Origin of the sequence: Methylobacterium thuringiense (assembly GCF_022179645.1) — a bacterium.
GTDB classification, from domain to species: Bacteria; Pseudomonadota; Alphaproteobacteria; order Rhizobiales; family Beijerinckiaceae; genus Methylobacterium; species Methylobacterium thuringiense.
This window is the reverse complement of sequence record NZ_BPRA01000014.1, coordinates 143,862-160,469: the sequence shown is the minus strand read 5'-3', so window position 1 is coordinate 160,469 and position 16,608 is coordinate 143,862. Positions and strand designations below refer to the sequence as shown.

Below are 16,608 nucleotides of genomic sequence, written 5' to 3'. Positions count from 1 at the left end.
AGATCGCTTGAAGATCGAGCCCCGCACACACGTGCGGGGCTTTTGTCAGGCGACGTGCCGCAGCGCCTCGCCGCCGTGGACCTCCGACAGGATCTCGTAGGACCGAAGCCGGGCACCGTGATCGTGGATGGCGGAGGCGACCATGAATTCGTCGGCGCCCGTCTCGGCGATCAGGCGATCGAGGCCGAAGCGGATCGTTTCCGGCGAGCCGACCAGGGCGCGCGACAACATCCGCGAGGCGTGCAGTTTCTCGGTCGGCGACCAATACGCCTCAATATCGTCGACCGGCGGCCGGAGCAGGCCGCGCGTACCGCGGATCAGGTTGGTGAATTGCTGCTGGGCCGAGGTGAACAGGCGGCGCGCCGCGCTATCCGTTTCCGCCGCGACGACGTTGACGCCGACCATCGCATGAGGGCGCTGCAGCTGCTCGGAGGGGCGGAAGCCCGAGCGGTAGGCGTCGAGCGCCGGCAGCAGCGCATCGGGCGCGAAATGCGAGGCGAAGGCGTAGGGCAGCCCCAGGGCGGCGGCGAGCTGCGCGCCGTACAGGCTCGATCCAAGAATCCAGAGCGGCACGTTGGTGCCGGTGCCGGGTACCGCCTGGATGGCTTGGTCCGGCCGCGCCGGCCCGAGCAGCGCCTGCAACTCGATCACGTCCTGCGGAAAGGTGTCGGCCCCACTCGACGAGCGGCGGAGCGCGCGCATCGTCGGCTGGTCGGTGCCGGGAGCCCGCCCAAGTCCGAGGTCGATCCGGCCGGGATGAAGCGTCTCGAGCGTGCCGAACTGCTCGGCGATGACGAGGGGCGAGTGGTTCGGCAGCATGATGCCGCCGGCCCCGACCCGGATCGTACGCGTGCCGGCCGCGACATGGCCTATCACCACCGCCGTCGCCGCGCTGGCGATGCCGATCATGTTGTGGTGCTCGGCGAGCCAGAACCTCGTGTAACCGAGCCGCTCGGCATGGCGCGCCAGATCGAGGCTGTTGCGTAGGGCGTCGGCCGGCCCAAAACCTTCGGGCACGAAGGCGAGATCGAGGATCGAGAGCGGAGGCATGGTGCGCACGTCATCACCTTCGGGCCGCACGCGATGCGGCCATAACGCTCCCTCACCGCCGAAGATCGTGCGCCTCACGCCGCTTCGCAAGGAAGTCCCAGCGATCGACGGGGCCTATCGCCCGCCGACCTGCCGTCCGGCCTCGGCGACGAGGCGGGAGAACGCCACGGCGGCGGCGGAAGCCTGGACGCGGCTCGGATAGTCGACATGCGACTGGGCGACTTCCTCGCCATAGGCGTTGCGCAGGGCCCATCCCCAGCTGCTGCTCTCCCGCTCCAGCAGGTCGAAATGCACGGAGCGTGCGCCCAGCCGACGCGCGAGATCCGCCGGCGGGCGGGTCGGCCCGCGCCGGGCGGCCGATCGTCCCGGCTGGAAGCCATCGCCGAGCCCGTTTCCGGTTGTCCACAGGTCCGCAGTCTGCATGATGCCCTCGACGCTTGATTCTATGTTCTTGATATGTTCTCAAGCGCGGCTTGTCCAGACGTCCCGCAAATCCGACGTCAATTTTCTCGGCGTGCACGCGACCGGATGCGGGATGCGCATCCGCCGGGATCGGCGACGCGCATCCCGCCTTGCACCGGAGCCCCGCGGCCCTCAGAACGCGCGCATGCTGCGCGTCAACGACCTCTCCTATCGCATCGGCGAACGGCTGATCCTCGATGCGGCGACCTTCGCGATTCCCGATGGGGCGCGCGTCGGGCTCGTCGGCCGCAACGGCGCCGGCAAGACCACTTTGTTCCGGGCGATCCTCGGCGAGCTGCCGGTCGATGGAAAGTCTGTCTCGATGCCGAAAGGCATGCGCATCGGCGCGGTGGCGCAGGAAGCGCCGGCCGGCCCCGAGACCCTGCACGCGGTCGTGCTCGCGGCCGACACCGAGCGCTCGCGCCTGATGGCGGAGGCGGAGGACGCCGACGGGATCCGCCGCGCCGAGATCGAGACGCGGCTGGTCGATATCGGCGCGCATTCCGCCCCGGCCCGCGCGGCGGCGATCCTGCACGGCCTCGGCTTCGATGCGGCAGCGCAGTCGCGTCCCTGTGCCGACTTCTCCGGCGGCTGGCGCATGCGTGTGGCGCTCGCCGCGGTGCTGTTCTCCGAGCCCGACCTGCTGCTGCTCGATGAGCCGACGAACTATCTCGATATCGAGGGCACGATCTGGCTCTACGACTACCTGGAGCGCTACCCGCGCACCGCGATCATCATCAGTCACGATCGCGACCTGCTCGACGAGTGCGTCGACCACATCCTCCATCTCGACCGGGGCAAGCTCACGATCTACCGCGGCGGCTACACCAGCTTCGCCCGGCAGCTCTCGGAGAAGCGCGTGCTGCAGGCCAAGGCCAAGGCCAAGCAGGACGTCGAACGGGCGCATCTCCAGAGCTTCGTCGACCGATTCAAGGCCAAGGCGACCAAGGCCCGGCAGGCGCAGTCGCGCATGAAGCGCCTCGCCAAGATGGAGCCGATCGCGGCCTTGCTCGAGGACGACGTGCCGGTGATCCACCTGCCGAGCCCCGAACGCCCGCTCTCGCCGCCGATCATCGCGATGGAGCGGGTGCAGGCGGGCTACGGCGAGCGCGTGGTGCTGTCGGGCCTCAACCTCAGCCTCGCGCCGGACGACCGCGTGGCGCTGCTCGGCGCCAACGGCAACGGCAAATCGACCTTCTGCAAGCTGATCGGCGGCCGGATGCCGCCGCTCTCGGGCGAGATGAAGCGATCGTCGAAGATGGAGGTGGCGTATTTCGCCCAGCACCAGCTCGACGAGCTGCGTCCCGCCGAGAACGCCGTCGCCCATGTCCGCGACCTGATGCCGGACGCTCCCGAAGCCCGCGTGCGCTCGGCCGCGGCGCGGCTCGGCTTCCCCGCCTCCAAGGCCGACACGCCTGTCAGCCAACTCTCGGGCGGCGAGAAGGCGCGGCTGCTGATGGGGCTCGCGGCCTTCTCAGGTCCGCACCTGCTCATCCTCGACGAGCCCACCAACCACCTCGACATCGAGAGCCGTCAGGCGCTCGTCGAGGCGATCAACGATTACGAGGGTGCCGTGATCCTCGTGAGCCACGACCGCTTCCTGATCGAGGCCTGCGCCGACCGGCTCTGGATCGTCGCCGACGGCTCGGTGAAGAGCTTCGACGGCGACATGGACGACTATCGCCGTCTCGTTCTTTCGGGCCCGGAGCGCCCCGACGACCGCGCCGCGGAGAGCGCTGGCGGCAAGCAGGCCGAGGCCCGCCGCTCCGCCGTCGAACGCCGCGCTGCGCTGGCGCCACTCCGCAAGAAGCTCGAAGCGGCGGAGGCGCGCATGCAAAAGCTCTCGGCCGCCATCGCCAAGATCGACGCCGCGCTCGGCGACGGCACGGCGTTTCTCAAGGACGCGGCCAAGGCCGGCGAACTCGCGAAGATGCGGGCGGACGCAGCCACCGCGCTGGAGCGGGCGGAGGAGGAGTGGCTGGAGCTGAGCACGGAGATGGAGGCGGCGGCCTGACGGCCTGCTGAAGGCACTTGGTCTCCACTCGGCGGCCCGCGACGAGCGCTTGATGCCGGTGCCGATTGATCTCTTCGGGAGCGCAGACTCGTCCAGGACGCCAACGGCGAGGCGGAAGACGCTCGGGATGCAGGGGAACGTAAGGCTGATCCTACTCCAGCGTCAGGACGATGGAGCGGATCTCCTTCGGCCCCATCCGGGCTTGATCCTCCCCCGGTTTCACGGACAGAGGTTTAGCTCGCGTTCCGTTCGGCTTGCTCGGGCGTGATGTACCCGAGAGCGGAATGGATGCGCTGGCGATTGTAGTAGTCTTCGATGTAGACGAACAAGTCGCGTCGGGCCTCGTCCCAGGTTGCCCATCGTCGCTGATGGACGAGTTCGACCTCGAGGGTGTGGAAGAAGCTTTCCATCGGGGCGTTGTCGTAGCAGCAGCCGGTCCGGCTCATGGAGGGCGTCGCCTTCATGTCGGCGAGCTGCGATCTGTAGGCCTCGGCGGCGTATTGGCTGCCGCGATCCGAGTGACAGATGAGCCCAGCCGCTGGTCGCTGCCGTTGGGTAGCCATCATCAGGGCCGCCGAGGTCAGTTCGGTCCGCATGTGCTTGCGCATGGACCAGCCAACGATCTTGCGGGCGGCGAGATCGAGGACGGCGGCCAGGTAGAGCCAGCCCTCTCCGGTCGGCAGTAGGTGATGTCGGCCAGCCAGACCGTGTTGGGCAGCGCGGCGGAGAACTGCTGCTTCAGGAGGTTGGCTGCAATCGGCAGGTCGTGACGGCTGTCGGTTGTGCAGGGCCGGAATCGACGCACTGCCAGGGCCCGAATGCCATGACGGCGCATCAGACGCTCCACCCGCCCGCGACCGACTGTTCGGCCCTCTGCCTGCAGGGCAGCATGCACCCGAGGCGAGCCGTAGCGCCTGTGATGCCCGGCGTGGATTCGGCGGACGTCGTCGAGAAGGCGACCGTTGGACGCCGACCGCGCGCTCTCGGGGCGTGATCGCCAATCGTAGTAGCCGCTGTGAGAGACTTCGAGCACGCGGCACATGAGACGCACCGGCTTGGGTCGCTCGCATGCTGCTCGATGAAGGCGAACGTCACTTGGGCATCTCTGCGAAGATGCCGATCGCTTTTTTAGGACGTCGCGCTCCATGCGCGTCCGGTCGAGTTCACGCCGCAGGCGAGCGATCTCGGCTGCCTGGTCGGAGGGGGAAGCCACCGGGCTCGCGGATGCAGTTCCTGGCGATCCGGCTGCGCGCTGCGGTGGGGAGCCCCCCACCAGCCCCGCGCGCCACTGCCTCAGCATCGAGGGTTGGATCCCGAGTTCAGCCGCGATCTGCATCTGCGGTCGGCCGCTGCTCTCCAGCAGCGCCACCGCCTCGCGTTTGAACTCCGGGGTGAACGCGCGTCTCGTCTTCGCCATCAAACACCTTCCCCGCCCGCAAGGAGCGTATCAGAGGTGTCCGTGAAACCGGGGGAGGATCACTTGGCCAGGCTGCCCCCACCCGTGATCGCGCCGCTCAGGGTCGTGATCGTCCCGGTATCGACCTGCACGGTGCCGGCGGTGCTCAGCGTGACGGCGCGCGCTGGTGAGATCGGCCGTGGTTTCCAGGGTGCCGCCGGTGAAGGTCAGCCTGCCCGATGCCGCGCCGAGATTGGTGTCGGCGCCCACGCTCAGGATGCCGGCGCCCAGCGTGGTGCCACCGGAATAGGTGTTCGCGCCCGCCAAGGTCAGCGTGTTGGCGCTGTCCTGGATGACGCCGCCGGCACCAGTGATGACGTTGGCGAGCGTCGAGCCGCCGGGGGCCGCATTGATCTGCAGCGTGCCGGCGAGGATGCCGATGGCGCCGGAGATCGTCCCGCCCGTGGCGAGGGTCAGGCTGTTCGTGTTTCCGAGAAAGATCAGGGCATTCGCACTGCCGCCACCGCTGATCGTGCCACCGCTGAGCGTGACGGCAAGTCCGGTGCCGACGACACCTGCACCGCCCGGAGCGACCTGCGCGCCCGTACCACCGGTAATGCTGCCACCGGCGACGAGGAGGGAGGACCCAGCGGTATCGAAGTAGATGCCACCGCCGCAGGCACCAGCACCATCACCACTGAATTGGCCGCTGCCGCCTTCGCCGCCCGTGATCGTCGCGTTGACCGTCAACGCCGAAAGCCCGATGCCGGCCAAGCCGTAACCGCCCGCGCCGCCTCCACCGCCAGCAAAGAAGCCGCCTCCGCCGTTACTTCCTAGTGCCGTCACGTTGATTGTTTGCGTGCCGCCGGTCTCGATCCCGGCGCCGCTGCCGGCGCCGTCGAGCCGAGCCAGCAGCGATGCCGGCGTCTCGATCGCCAGCGCGAGGAGGCGGGCCAATCGCGCCTGCAGCAGCGATTGCTAAGAGGCGACGTGCAGCACGCTCGGCGCCGGCTGCGGCAGGAGCCGGATCCCGACCAGTGCCGTCGAGGCGAGCCACAGGCCACGCATCCGGAACGATCCCGATACGGCCGTGCCGTTGACGCTCTCCATGACTATGCCCCCTCAGGCGATCACCGCGGGCGCTGCCGCGCCCCTTTGCGGGGTTTTCGGCGCGCTCTCAGCCTGCTCGGGTTAGAGAGGAGTCAGACCGGGCGCCATTGACTGGGTCTACCAATCGACAGTCGCGCCCCGGCAATCGATTCGCGGCAAGGGAAAAGCCGAGGGTCTCGATCAGCGTGCCGGCCCGCGTCATCCCGTCGGTCGTGTCGAGGGCAACACGCCGATGCCGACGATTCCGATCGTGATGAGCGCCTGCAGCATGACCGCGACGACGGCCCGGCAAGTCTAGGATCGGGCTTCGCCGGTGGTCCATCTGTCCGCAGAAGGGCACGTCATGAAACCGAAGCGATCAGCCTGGAACCATGGAACGCATGAAAACGGCCCCGCTCGTGCGGGGCCGTTTTGCTTGTCGGGCTCATCCGGATCTGCGGATCGAACCCTGTCTGTCCCGGTTTCCGCCCATCGGGCGAAAGCGGTCTCCGGGAAACGAGGTTCCAATCAGTAGTTGATCTGCAGCTGCCCGCGGAACAGGTCGCCCTCGGCGCGGCCGAAACGGCGCTCGTCGGCCTCGTTCGCCCGTCGCTTCGCATAGGCCAGGGTCAGCTCGACCTGCTTGATCGGCTGGAACTCGATGCCGACCTCGACTTCGTCGGAGGCCAGCCGGGGCGTGTTGACGCTGGACTTGTAGCCGCCGTCGTAGTGCTGGAAGCGCAGGTACGGGTAGAAGGGTCCGACCGGCGAGTCGTCGACCTTGTACATCGCCTGGATGTAGCCGCCCTCGAGACCCTTGCTCTGGATCGTCCGGGTGGCGACGTCGAATTCCGGCCCTCTGCCCCAGTTCCACTCGGCCTGGATGCCGAAGGGCTGCGGATACAGGATGGCGTGCAGGCCGAGGCGGGCATCCTCGAAGTCGCGCGCGCCGAGGGTGGTGCCCGCCGTCGGCGTGAGCCGAACCTCGGGCCGGAACCGGTTGTGGTAGGCCGAGGCGCCGAACTCCACCACCTGTCCCTTGGCCCACGGACCCAAGCCGTCGAGTTCGAACGGCCAGGTCACCATGCCGGCGACCATCAGGGCATCGTTCTGCTCGACCCGGTTGATGGTCTGGCCGTTGTAGATGCCGACGCCGAAGGTGCCGTAATTGCCGAACAGCTTCTGGCCGCTCTTGGCGAGCCGGTCCCAGATCGCCTGCACGTGCCACGGCGTGTAGTAGGCCGTGATGCCGATGTCGCGCTCGCCCGGGACGGCGCTGTTGATGCCGTCCGAGCGGTCGAGGGCGAGGCGGTTCTGCGAGGATTGCAGGTTCTCCCAGCCGTAGGGCACCTTCTGCTGACCGAAGCGGAGCTTCGTGCGGCGCTCGTCGTCGAGGAACACGTCGGCGAAGGCGTCGCGCAGAGCCGCGAAGTGCAGGCGCTGCTCGGTGCCGCTCTGGCCGGCCACGCTCACCGCGAAGTCGGGCTGCAGGTATAGGAACACGCGCTCGTGGATGTCGCCCTGGATGATCAGGCGCACCCGGCGGAAGGTGAAGTTGTTCTTGTCGGTGATGCCGCCGTCGTTGACGCCGCGCAGGCGCGAGATCCCGGCCGGAGCCGTGCGGTCGCCGGCGATGAACTCGTTGCCGCGCAGCTGGGTGTAGCCGCGGATCTGGATCCGCTCGAACCAGGTCTTCGGGGCGGTGCCGGGCTTGTCGATCAGCGGATCGTAGTCCGGCGGCACGATCGCCGGCCACCAGGTCTCCGGGTCCTCGATGTGGAAGGGATGCTCGGCGGCGTGTTCGGCGGCCGTCTTGTGATGCACCGGCGACGCCGCGGACACCACCGGCCGGCCAGCGGCCGGGATGGTGCCGGCATCGGTGTTGCGGGCCGTGAGGACCATGCCGCGGGTCCCGCGCCGCGGGGCGTTCGCGGCGGCCTGCGCGGCCACCATCGCCTTGAGCTCGTTGATCTGCTTCTGCAGCTCCGCAACCGTCTGTGCCTGTGCGCCGACGGACGGCAATGTCACGGCACTCAAGCCCAGCGCCGCCGCGAAGATGTGCTGTTTCATGACTTGATCTTTCTTCGGCTAACCTTGAGACCCGCGCGACCCTGCGAGTGAATGCCGCGCCGCGTTTGATGCCGGCACCGAAGATCCCGGCTGCAAGCATTCATATCGGCCAACTAGCATTCGGGTTGGAACCAAGAAAGTGGACTCCGAGTTGTTCGGAGCAGGTGTCTCATCGAAACCATAGTCAGTTCTGTTGATATATTGCTGAATCCATCTTTAGTTGCGTGGGGCATGTCACGGGCCCGTCATAGTGATTTGTGTAGGGATTAAGACGTTCGGGTTATCCGTGACGGGTCATTCCGGCAGGGACTCAGAGCGGCGGCGTCCGGAATCGGTTGGAGCCGTCGTTCGTTCGGGCGGCACAAACCCCCGCGTCCGGCGTTGTCGCGCGATCTCCGCCACGCGAGCCAGCCATGCGCGAAACGCCGAACAGCCGACTCCCCCGGGCAAAAGGGCCCGCCGCCAAGGCACTCGCCCTGCTGCCGCTGGCCGTTGCAGGCGCCTGGATCGCGCGGAGCCACCTCGGGCTGAACCGTCCGGCGCTGCCGCCCGCCCTGTCCGGCCGCCGCCGGGTGCTGCGCACGGGGGCCGGCGCCGTGAGCTTCTACGCGGCCGACACGCGGGCCGGGGTGCCGCTGCTCCTGATCCATTCGATCAACGCGGCAGCCAACGCCTACGAGGTCCGGCCGCTCTACGAGCATTACCGCCGAAGCCGGCCGGTCTACGCCATCGACCTGCCGGGCTTCGGCTTCTCCGAGCGCTCGGACCGGATCTACACGCCGCGCCTGATGACGGACGCGATCCACGCCGTCACCGCCGAGATCCGCCACCGTCACGGCGGCCCTGCGATCGATGCACTCGCCCTGTCTCTGCCGAGCGCCTACCTCGCCCGCGCCGCCCTGGAGCGCCCTTCGGACTATGCGAGCCTCGGCATGATCAGCCCGCCAGGCTTCGACGGCCGGCTCTCCGGCTCGGGGCCGGATGGCGGCGACCGACGCCGCCCGCTGGCGCGAGGGATCGTCGGCTTCCCGCTCTGGGGGCGTCCGCTCTTCGACGCCTTGGTGAGCCGGCCGAGCATGCGCTATTTTCTGGAGCGGACCTGGGGCTCGAAGGACATCGACGAAAGCCTGCTGGAATACGACCGGCTTTCCGTCCGCCAGCCCGGCGCCGAATACGCGCCGTTCTCGTTTCTCTCGGGCTATCTGTTTCCGACGGATGTGAGCCGAATCTACGGAGAGCTGCGCCTGCCGGTCTGGATGCTACGCGGGGCACGGGGCGATTTCGTCGACTACGACCGGATCGGAGACGTGGTCGCCCGGCCGAACTGGACCGTGCGACGGCTGCCTACAGGCGCCTTTCCGCACTTCGAGAACGAACGAGCCGTTTTCCAACTCTACGATGATTTCCTGAGCCGGATCGGGTGAGTTACCGTATCGATGCAACCTGTGCTGCGCTGTATTCCTGCACAGACCGATCGAATTCCGGGTCCATGACTTGCTAAACTCGGATCGTGTCATGATGGTCGCGAACGAATCGCCTCGTGCGAGCAGGACGCGGGTATGCGCGAAGTCATGGGAGGTCGTCTGCGGAAGGTCGAAGGTGCCGTCGGCGTTCTGCGAATTCTGCTCATCCTGTCTCTGACTGGCCCGATAGCGGTTCTGGCCTTCGTGACGCTGCAGGGTCGCGCGCTATTACTCGACAATGCGACGAACCGTACCACGCGTATGGCGGAGCTTCTGGCGCAACAGGTCTCGTCGACCTTCGACGGCTACAACGTCGCCCTGAGCCGGATCGAGGAGCACCTTCAGCACGCCGAAGGCGTGTTCCAGGAACGGCCGCTGCACGACTATCTTGCCGAGATCGACCAGGACATGAGCACCGTCGACAGCTTGTCGCTCGTGGACGCGGACGGCAGCGCCATCGCACATAGCCGCTACTTCCCCGTCCCCAGGACCTATGTCGGCGACCGCGAATATATCCGCAACGTGGATGCGGCGCCCGAGGAGGATGCCGCCGGGCGCGACCGGCTTGCTCTCCTCCAGGGCCGCGATGGCCTTGCGCTCGGCCTGCCGGTGACGAGCCGCTATTCCGGCAAGGTCGTACTGGCGGCCTCCCGCGCCCGCCGCGACGTCACCGGCCGCCCGTCAGGCACCTTCGTGGTGTCGATGTCGCAGCGCTATTTCGAGGACTTCTTCAGCACGCTCGCTCTCACGAAGAGCGACCGGGTGGCGCTGGTCAGGGCCGATTCGCGCGTGCTCGTGCAAATTCCGGCTCCCGCCGGCCACCCCTCGATTGACCCGCAGGAAACGGGAACCCTCGATGCCGTCGGCCTCGCGTCGCGCCATCCAAACCTCGCACGCCGCCTCGAGGAGGGCACGATCGACTATGTCTCGCCGCTTGACGACACCCGACGGATCTCGGGTTTTCGCAAGGTCGACGGCTACCCGGTCTATGTCGAGGTGGGCTTTGCCGTCGACAGCGTACTGGTGCCATGGCGGCGGCAGGCGGCGATCAATCTCGTCATCGCGGCGATCGCTACCCTGGTGCTGTTCACCGTAGCCCGCCTCGCGCTGGTGAAGACGCGCGACGAGGCGGCGATGCATGGGCTGTTGCTCGCCGAGGCGCGCCAGCGGGTCGAGGCGGAATCGGCGCTTCGGCAGGCACAGAAGATGGAGGCGCTCGGCCAGCTCACCGGCGGCATCGCGCATGATTTCAACAATCTGCTCAACGTCGTCCTGGTGAACCTCGAACTCGCGACCAGACGCCTGCGCGACCGCCAGGGTCCGGACCTCGACAAGCTCGACGGCTACGTGAGGGGCGCGACGCAGGGGGCGGAGCGCGGCGTTGCGCTGACCCGCCGGCTCCTCGCCTTCGCCCACCGGCAGGAATCGACGCCCGATCCCGTCCAGGTCTCGGACCTCGTGATCGGCGTGGTCGATCTGCTGGGGCAGGCGGCAGGCGCGCGGGTGCGCATCACCCTCGACACGCCGAGGGGTCTACCCGCTGTGCTGGCCGATCCGAACGAATTGGAGACGGCGCTGCTCAACCTCGTGGTCAACGCCCGCGACGCCATGGCGGATAGCGGGCGCATCCACATTGCCGTGCGGGTGGAAGGGACCTCGCCCCGCTTCCTCATCCTCTCGGTGAAGGATACCGGCTGCGGCATGGACGCGGCGATGCTCGAGCACGTCACCGAGCCCTTCTTCACCACGAAGGAGTTGGGCAAGGGCTCCGGCCTCGGCCTCACCATGGTCGAGCGTTTCGCGACCCAGTGCGGCGGCAGCCTCAAGCTGGAGAGCTCCCCCGGCGCGGGCACGACCGTCGAGATTCAGCTGCCGGTCGCGTGAACGGGGGTTGGACCCATTCCGTTGTCGCGAACCGATCCGGAACCGCGCCTTCGATGGTCAGGGCGTTGGCCCGGATCGCTTGGCGGCGATGATGGTGATGGTGAGGGCTGGATCCCTTCCCTCACGACCTCGGGATTTCAGCCGCGATCAGTTCGGGCAGCGGCGGCAACCGCGAGAGCCGGATCGCGACCAGGAGTGCCAGGACGTAGAGGCCGCCGAAGAATCCGGCCACGCCCGGCCAGCCGGCATGGGCGAAGAACCAGCCGCCCGTGGTGCCGAGAACGGAGGAGCCGAGATAGTACAGGCACAGGTAGATCGAGGAGGCCTGCGCCCGATCGGTCATGGCACGACGCCCGATCCAGCTCGACGCCACCGAATGCGCGCCGAAGAAGCTGATCGTGATCACGACGATGCCGGCGATGATCGCGATCAGATTGTCGGACAGGGTGAGCAGGATGCCGGCAAGCCCGAGCAGGATCGCCAGCCAAAGCACCTTGCGCCGCCCGAGCCGGCTCGCGATCTCGCCGGTGATCGCGGAGCTCGCGGTCCCGGCGAGATAAACCACGAAGATCGCGCCGATCGCGGTCTGGCTCAGCGAGAAGGGCGGATCGAGCAGGCGGAACCCGATGTAGTTGTAGACGCAGACGAACCCGCCCATGAGCAGGAAGGATTCAGCGAAGAGCCAAGGCAGGCCGGCATCGGTGAAGTGATGCCCGAAACTCGCCGGCACCTCGCGCCAACGCATCGGATGTGCCTTGAAATGCCGCGAGGCGGGCAACGCGAACTGGAAGGCGACCGCCGCCAGCAGCGCCAGCACGCCGATGAGTCCGAGGCCGAGCCGCCAGGAGGCGTGGTCGGCGATGATGCCGGCAAGCAGCCTCCCTACCATGCCGCCCAGCGCGTTGCCGCCGATCAGCAGGCCCATGGAGAGGCCGATCGCGCGCCCGTGCATCTCCTCGCTGAGATAGGCCATCGCCACGGCCGGCAGGCCGCTCGCGGCGATGCCCGTCAGGGCGCGCAATAGCAAGAAGCCGTGCCAGCTCGGCATCATCACCGCGGCGATGGTGAGGATCGCCGAGGCGAACAGCGAAACCGCCATCACCGGCTTGCGGCCCCACACCTCGGAGAGTGGGCTGACGATCAGCAGGGCGATCGCGAGAGTCGCGCAGGGCAGCGACAGGGCGAGGCTGCTCTCGGCCGGCGAGACCTGGAAGGCGTCGGCGAAGACCGGCATCAGCGGCTGCACGCCGTAGAGCACGGCGAAGGTCGAAAAGCCGGCGGCGAAGAGGGCAAGCGTGGTGCGGCGGAAGTCCGGCGTCCCGGCCTCGATCAATCGGTTGGGCGCCTCGTCCATTGCTCTTGGCCGTCTTTCCCGTGCCATGGCGGGGACGAGGTGCTCCACCCGGCGCCGCCCGCCTGTTCCCTCAAACTGGCCTCCCACATCAGCTTGGGCAGGGGACGGCGCACAAGGCGGCCCCGCCACGCCCGCATGCCCACAAAAAACCGGCCCGCATCGCTGCGGGCCGGGATGAGTGGTCACTGAGGCGGAGCCGCCGGCGGTGTCCCCTGCTGGTCCGCCTGCTGCTGCAGCAGAGGCGTGATCCGGCGGACGGTGACGCGGCGGTTCTCGCGGTTGGCCTCCTGGGTGTTCACCTTCAGGTACTGCTCGCCGTAGCCCTGGGTGGTCAGGTTCTCGGGCGGTACCTGGAAGGATTGCGTCAGGATCGTCGCCACCGACTGCGCGCGGCGGTCGGAGAGCGAGAGGTTGTCGACGTCGGCGCCCACCGCATCGGTGTAGCCCTCGATCAGGAAGACCTCCTGAGGGTTGGCCTGGACCGTCTGGTTGATCGCGTCGGCGATGTTCTTGAGCTGGCGGCCCTGCTCAGGCGTGACCGTGAAGGATCCCGAATCGAAGGTGATCGTGTTGATGTCGACGCTCGGCATGCGCGCCCGCAGCTGCGGGCTGTAGCGCACCTGATCGAGCGTATAGCGGCGGTCGATCGCCATCACCGGCGGGGCCGAGAGGGCACCGTAGACGGCGCGGGCATCGGCCCGCTCGTAATCCACCACGTAGCGGTCGCGCGGGATGCGGATGTCGGGCGGCGGCAGGTCGACCACGTCGTCGTAGATCGGGCGCGGTCCGCCGGGGCCGTAGCTGTTGTTGATCAGGATGACCTCGCGGCCGTCGCGGAAGCGGCGCGAGCGGCGCACGAGACGGCCGTCGTCGTCGACGATCGTGACGATCTGCTCGCCGCCCGGACGGTCGATGAAGCTGTAGGTCTGGCTGCCGCGGCGCTCGCTGCGATAGCCGCGCCGGTCGAGATCGCGGAAGCGCTCGTTCTCGTCGTGGCGGATGAAGTAGTTGTCGCGGTCGCGCACGATGATGCGGCCGGGCTCGCGATAATAGGCGCGGCCGTCCACCTCGTATTCACGGCGGTCGCGCTGCACCCGCCCGTAGTCGCGGATGTCGTCGTCCTCGCGGCTGTCCCGGAATCCGCCGGGGATGTAGCCGGGCCGTCCGGGCTGGTTGAAGCCGTCGCGTGGGCCGCCGCCGCGACGATCGTAGCCGTCGCGACGGTCGTCGTCGTTGCGGCCGTCCCGGCGATCGAGGTCGCGGCGGTCGCCGTCGTTGCGGCCGTCCCGGCGATCGTTGTCGAGGCCAGGACCGCGGCGGTCGCCGTCACGCCCGACGCCACCCGGCTGCTGGCCGGGCTGGAGCCCGTTCTGCTGCAGCGTGTTCGGCTGTTGGCCCGGCTGGACCTGTCCGGGTGGCACTTGCCCCGGCTGACCCGGTGCGGTCTGGCCCGGAGGAAGCTCGCCGGGCTGACGGCCCTGCCGCGGCTGGTTCGGATCCCGGCCCGGCTCGGTGCCGGGCTGTGCGCCCGGCTGCACGGCGTTGGGCTGCTGGCCCGGCGGCGTGAACGGACGGCCGGGCACGCCCGGACGCTGGTTCGGAGCGGCGGGTGCTGCGGGCGCGGCACCCGGAGCCGCGCCGGGCGGGGTGCCCGGCGGCGTGGCGGCGTTCGGCTGGGTCGGCTGCTGGCGGTTCTGTGGTGTGGGCGCCTGCGGATCGGCGGGGCGGCCGGGCTGCGGCGTGGCAGGCGGTGCCGCGGTCGGCGGCGTCGGCGCATCCGGGGCGCGGCGCTGGGCGGGAGTCGGAGCCGTCTGCGGCTGCGCGGCCGGGGGCGTGGCCGGCGCAGTCGGGCGGGTCGGTGCCGTCCGCGCAGGCTCGTCGCTCGACGGCGGAGTCGGGCGCGTCGGCTGGGCGGGCACTGTCGGACGCTCGGGTGCTTCGCGGGCCGCAGGAGCCTGACGGGGCTCGGGACGCTCACGCGCCGCCGGTGGCGTCGTTGGCTCGGGACGCTCGCGGGCAGCGGGAGCCTGACGGGGTTCGGGACGCTCGCGCGCGGCCGGCGGCGTCGCCGGCTCGGGGCGTTCGCGGGTGGCGGGGGCTTGACGGGGTTCGGGACGCTCGCGCGCCGCCGGCGGGCTTGCCGGCTCGGGGCGCTCACGCGCGGCCGGGGCCTGCCTCGGCTCGGGCCGCTCGCGCACGGCCGGCGCCTCGGGGCGCTCACGGGCAGCGGGTGCCTCGGGGCGCTCACGGGTAGCCGGTGCCTGACGCGGTTCCGGCCGCTCGCGGGCCGCCGGGGCTTCCGGGCGTTCGCGCGCCGCCGGGGCACCGCCACCGCCACCACGCTCCAATCCGCCGCCGCGCTCGCCGCCAGCGCCACGCGGTCCGGCGCCACCGCCGCCACGTCCGGGGGGGCCATCTTCGCCGAGCTGCGCCATCTCCATCCGTGCGGATGGCGAGTCGTCGACGGAGCGTGCCCAGGCCGGCGCGGCCAGGATCAACGCCGGCAGGATCGTGCCGGTCAGAAGCAGCGAGCGGGTCATCCGCATTCAGTCACCTTCGTCCAAAGTCGTGGAAACCCGATCGGGGCTTCCGAACGGCGTCCGTGCGATATGGTTCCGAATTCGAAGGCGTCAAATTGCGGCAGGGGCGGCCACGCCGCCGGCGCATCGCGTCGCAGGCCGACGAAAGCCTGCCGGGTCAGAGACTTGGCGGCCAGCTGACGGGTGCGGCAGGACAAGCTGTTCGAAAGCCCGGAGCCGATCCGAAAACAGACCTCAGGGCGTGCCGCCGCGCGCCGGAACCGGGATCATCGACGGCTCGATCACGCGCACGTTCGTGCGGTCCTGGTTCGCCTTGGCCACGGCCAGAGCCGCATCGACCGGACCGGCGGTGGCCGTGGTGTCGGTTCCGGTGCGGCTGGCCGCGTCTGCGGCGAGCTCGGCGGCAGTCTTGTCGGCCCGGCCGACGAGGGTCAGGCGCACCTTGGGCGGCCGCGACAGGCGCTCGGCCTGCATCGGGGTCACGAAGATGTCGCCCTTGTGCCGGACCAGCATGCTCTCGGCCTTTGCGAGCGACTGCGCCCAGCTCTGGCCCTCGCGCTTGCAGGAGCAGTTCGGTTCGAACTGCGTCCGGAACTTGAAGGCGGTCTTCAGAGCCGCATAGGCGCGGCTGCCCTTGATGGTGGCGGCCGAGCGCAGGCCCTCGTCGCTGTTCGGCATCGAATAGGCGACGGCCTCGGTGCCCGGGCAGAGTGCCTGGCACATCTCGTCCGCCCCGCCGCGCCCGTCCGGCAGGTTGTTCATCGGGAAATACGAGCCGTCGCAGGTCTTGACGCAGATCACCTTTCCGCCGCCGCGCGCCGTCTGCGAGACCGGATCGCCGTCGGCCGGCAGGGTCGGATCCGTGCAGGCGGTTCCGATCGCCGCGAGCAACTGGCGGCGGCGGGCCGCGACGACCTCGCCGTTCTGCGCACCGTAGCCGGCATTCAGCGCGCGAATGCGCTGCTCGACCGCGCCGCATTGGGGCGGGCGCGTATCGAAGAACAGGAACTTGCCGCCCTCGCAGTTGAGCGAGCGGAAATAGGATTCGAGCCGGCCGATCTCGCTCTGCAGGGCGCGTCGCGTGGCGCCGTTGTCGTTCAGGCTCGCGAGTTCGGCCTTGTAGCGCTGGCACGCGAACGGGTTCGCAGAGGCCGGCAGGACCGTGCCGAGCGCGAGCGCGCCCATCGCGGCGGCGGCGGCGCGTCGGCGAAGGGTCGGGGCGATCAGCGGCATGGGAAAAACGCGATGCGTGTCACGGGAGGGCGATGTCCGGCTCGTGTGAATCG

The 16,608-nt window shown here is 69.1% G+C and carries 11 protein-coding genes and 1 pseudogene; 3 read left to right on the top strand and 9 right to left on the bottom strand.

The features are described 5' to 3' along the window. Positions 1-45: 45 nt before the first annotated feature. Both MFF07_RS15430 and MFF07_RS15425 read right to left on the bottom strand, forming a co-directional pair. On the bottom strand, positions 46-1,050 hold the full coding sequence (locus MFF07_RS15430) for an LLM class flavin-dependent oxidoreductase (protein ID WP_147818019.1): 1,005 nt from the start codon (positions 1,048-1,050) through the stop codon (positions 46-48). 114 nt (positions 1,051-1,164) lie between these two features. Then, positions 1,165-1,473: a hypothetical protein gene (locus MFF07_RS15425; protein WP_238232313.1), complete on the bottom strand. Its 309-nt coding sequence runs from the start codon at positions 1,471-1,473 to the stop codon at positions 1,165-1,167. A 184-nt stretch (positions 1,474-1,657) separates the two neighbouring features. Between MFF07_RS15425 and MFF07_RS15420 the strand changes: the two genes are divergently transcribed. Beyond that, a complete protein-coding gene (locus MFF07_RS15420) occupies positions 1,658-3,526 on the top strand; it encodes an ABC-F family ATP-binding cassette domain-containing protein (protein ID WP_147818001.1) in 1,869 nt (622 codons plus the stop codon). A 308-nt stretch (positions 3,527-3,834) separates the two neighbouring features. Here MFF07_RS15420 and MFF07_RS15415 read toward each other — a convergent pair. From MFF07_RS15415 to MFF07_RS15405, 4 genes and pseudogenes are all read right to left on the bottom strand, one after another. Then, positions 3,835-4,943, bottom strand: a pseudogene (locus tag MFF07_RS15415) (IS3 family transposase); the annotation flags it as partial. A 30-nt stretch (positions 4,944-4,973) separates the two neighbouring features. Continuing rightward, entirely contained in the window at positions 4,974-5,879 is a 906-nt protein-coding gene (locus MFF07_RS15410; protein ID WP_238232311.1) for an autotransporter-associated beta strand repeat-containing protein, read from the bottom strand. Between the two features lie 21 nt (positions 5,880-5,900). After that, positions 5,901-6,032 (bottom strand): hypothetical protein, encoded by a 132-nt coding sequence (locus tag MFF07_RS22545; RefSeq protein WP_281407172.1) that lies wholly within the window; start codon positions 6,030-6,032, stop codon positions 5,901-5,903. 507 nt (positions 6,033-6,539) lie between these two features. Continuing rightward, on the bottom strand, positions 6,540-8,081 hold the full coding sequence (locus MFF07_RS15405; protein WP_147817999.1) for a porin: 1,542 nt from the start codon (positions 8,079-8,081) through the stop codon (positions 6,540-6,542). Positions 8,082-8,494: 413 nt separating this feature from the next. Between MFF07_RS15405 and MFF07_RS15400 the strand changes: the two genes are divergently transcribed. Continuing rightward, on the top strand, positions 8,495-9,505 hold the full coding sequence (locus MFF07_RS15400) for an alpha/beta fold hydrolase (protein ID WP_147817998.1): 1,011 nt from the start codon (positions 8,495-8,497) through the stop codon (positions 9,503-9,505). A gap of 135 nt (positions 9,506-9,640) precedes the next feature. Continuing rightward, complete coding sequence (locus tag MFF07_RS15395; protein ID WP_147817997.1) at positions 9,641-11,428, top strand: ATP-binding protein; 1,788 nt, start codon at positions 9,641-9,643, stop codon at positions 11,426-11,428. Positions 11,429-11,549: 121 nt separating this feature from the next. Here the strand turns inward: MFF07_RS15395 and MFF07_RS15390 are convergent, their stop codons facing one another. The 3 genes from MFF07_RS15390 to MFF07_RS15380 all read right to left on the bottom strand — a co-directional run bounded on the left by MFF07_RS15390 (position 11,550) and on the right by MFF07_RS15380 (position 16,555). Next, positions 11,550-12,782, bottom strand: coding sequence for an MFS transporter (locus MFF07_RS15390; RefSeq protein ID WP_147817996.1), 1,233 nt, complete (start codon positions 12,780-12,782; stop codon positions 11,550-11,552). A gap of 182 nt (positions 12,783-12,964) precedes the next feature. After that, positions 12,965-15,322: an OmpA family protein gene (locus MFF07_RS15385; protein ID WP_444543602.1), complete on the bottom strand. Its 2,358-nt coding sequence runs from the start codon at positions 15,320-15,322 to the stop codon at positions 12,965-12,967. A 234-nt stretch (positions 15,323-15,556) separates the two neighbouring features. Further along, complete coding sequence (locus tag MFF07_RS15380; protein WP_147818368.1) at positions 15,557-16,555, bottom strand: DUF2865 domain-containing protein; 999 nt, start codon at positions 16,553-16,555, stop codon at positions 15,557-15,559. Positions 16,556-16,608 lie beyond the last annotated feature (53 nt).

Coding starts and splice junctions, on each gene's coding strand:
- MFF07_RS15380 (WP_147818368.1), bottom strand. CDS start 16,555: ATGCCGCTGATCGCCCCGACCCTTCGCCGACGCGCCGCCGCCGCCGCG.
- MFF07_RS15400 (WP_147817998.1), top strand. CDS start 8,495: ATGCGCGAAACGCCGAACAGCCGACTCCCCCGGGCAAAAGGGCCCGCC.
- MFF07_RS22545 (WP_281407172.1), bottom strand. CDS start 6,032: ATGGAGAGCGTCAACGGCACGGCCGTATCGGGATCGTTCCGGATGCGT.
- MFF07_RS15405 (WP_147817999.1), bottom strand. CDS start 8,081: ATGAAACAGCACATCTTCGCGGCGGCGCTGGGCTTGAGTGCCGTGACA.
- MFF07_RS15395 (WP_147817997.1), top strand. CDS start 9,641: ATGCGCGAAGTCATGGGAGGTCGTCTGCGGAAGGTCGAAGGTGCCGTC.
- MFF07_RS15420 (WP_147818001.1), top strand. CDS start 1,658: ATGCTGCGCGTCAACGACCTCTCCTATCGCATCGGCGAACGGCTGATC.
- MFF07_RS15430 (WP_147818019.1), bottom strand. CDS start 1,050: ATGCCTCCGCTCTCGATCCTCGATCTCGCCTTCGTGCCCGAAGGTTTT.
- MFF07_RS15425 (WP_238232313.1), bottom strand. CDS start 1,473: ATGCAGACTGCGGACCTGTGGACAACCGGAAACGGGCTCGGCGATGGC.
- MFF07_RS15385 (WP_444543602.1), bottom strand. CDS start 15,322: ATGACCCGCTCGCTGCTTCTGACCGGCACGATCCTGCCGGCGTTGATC.
- MFF07_RS15390 (WP_147817996.1), bottom strand. CDS start 12,782: ATGGACGAGGCGCCCAACCGATTGATCGAGGCCGGGACGCCGGACTTC.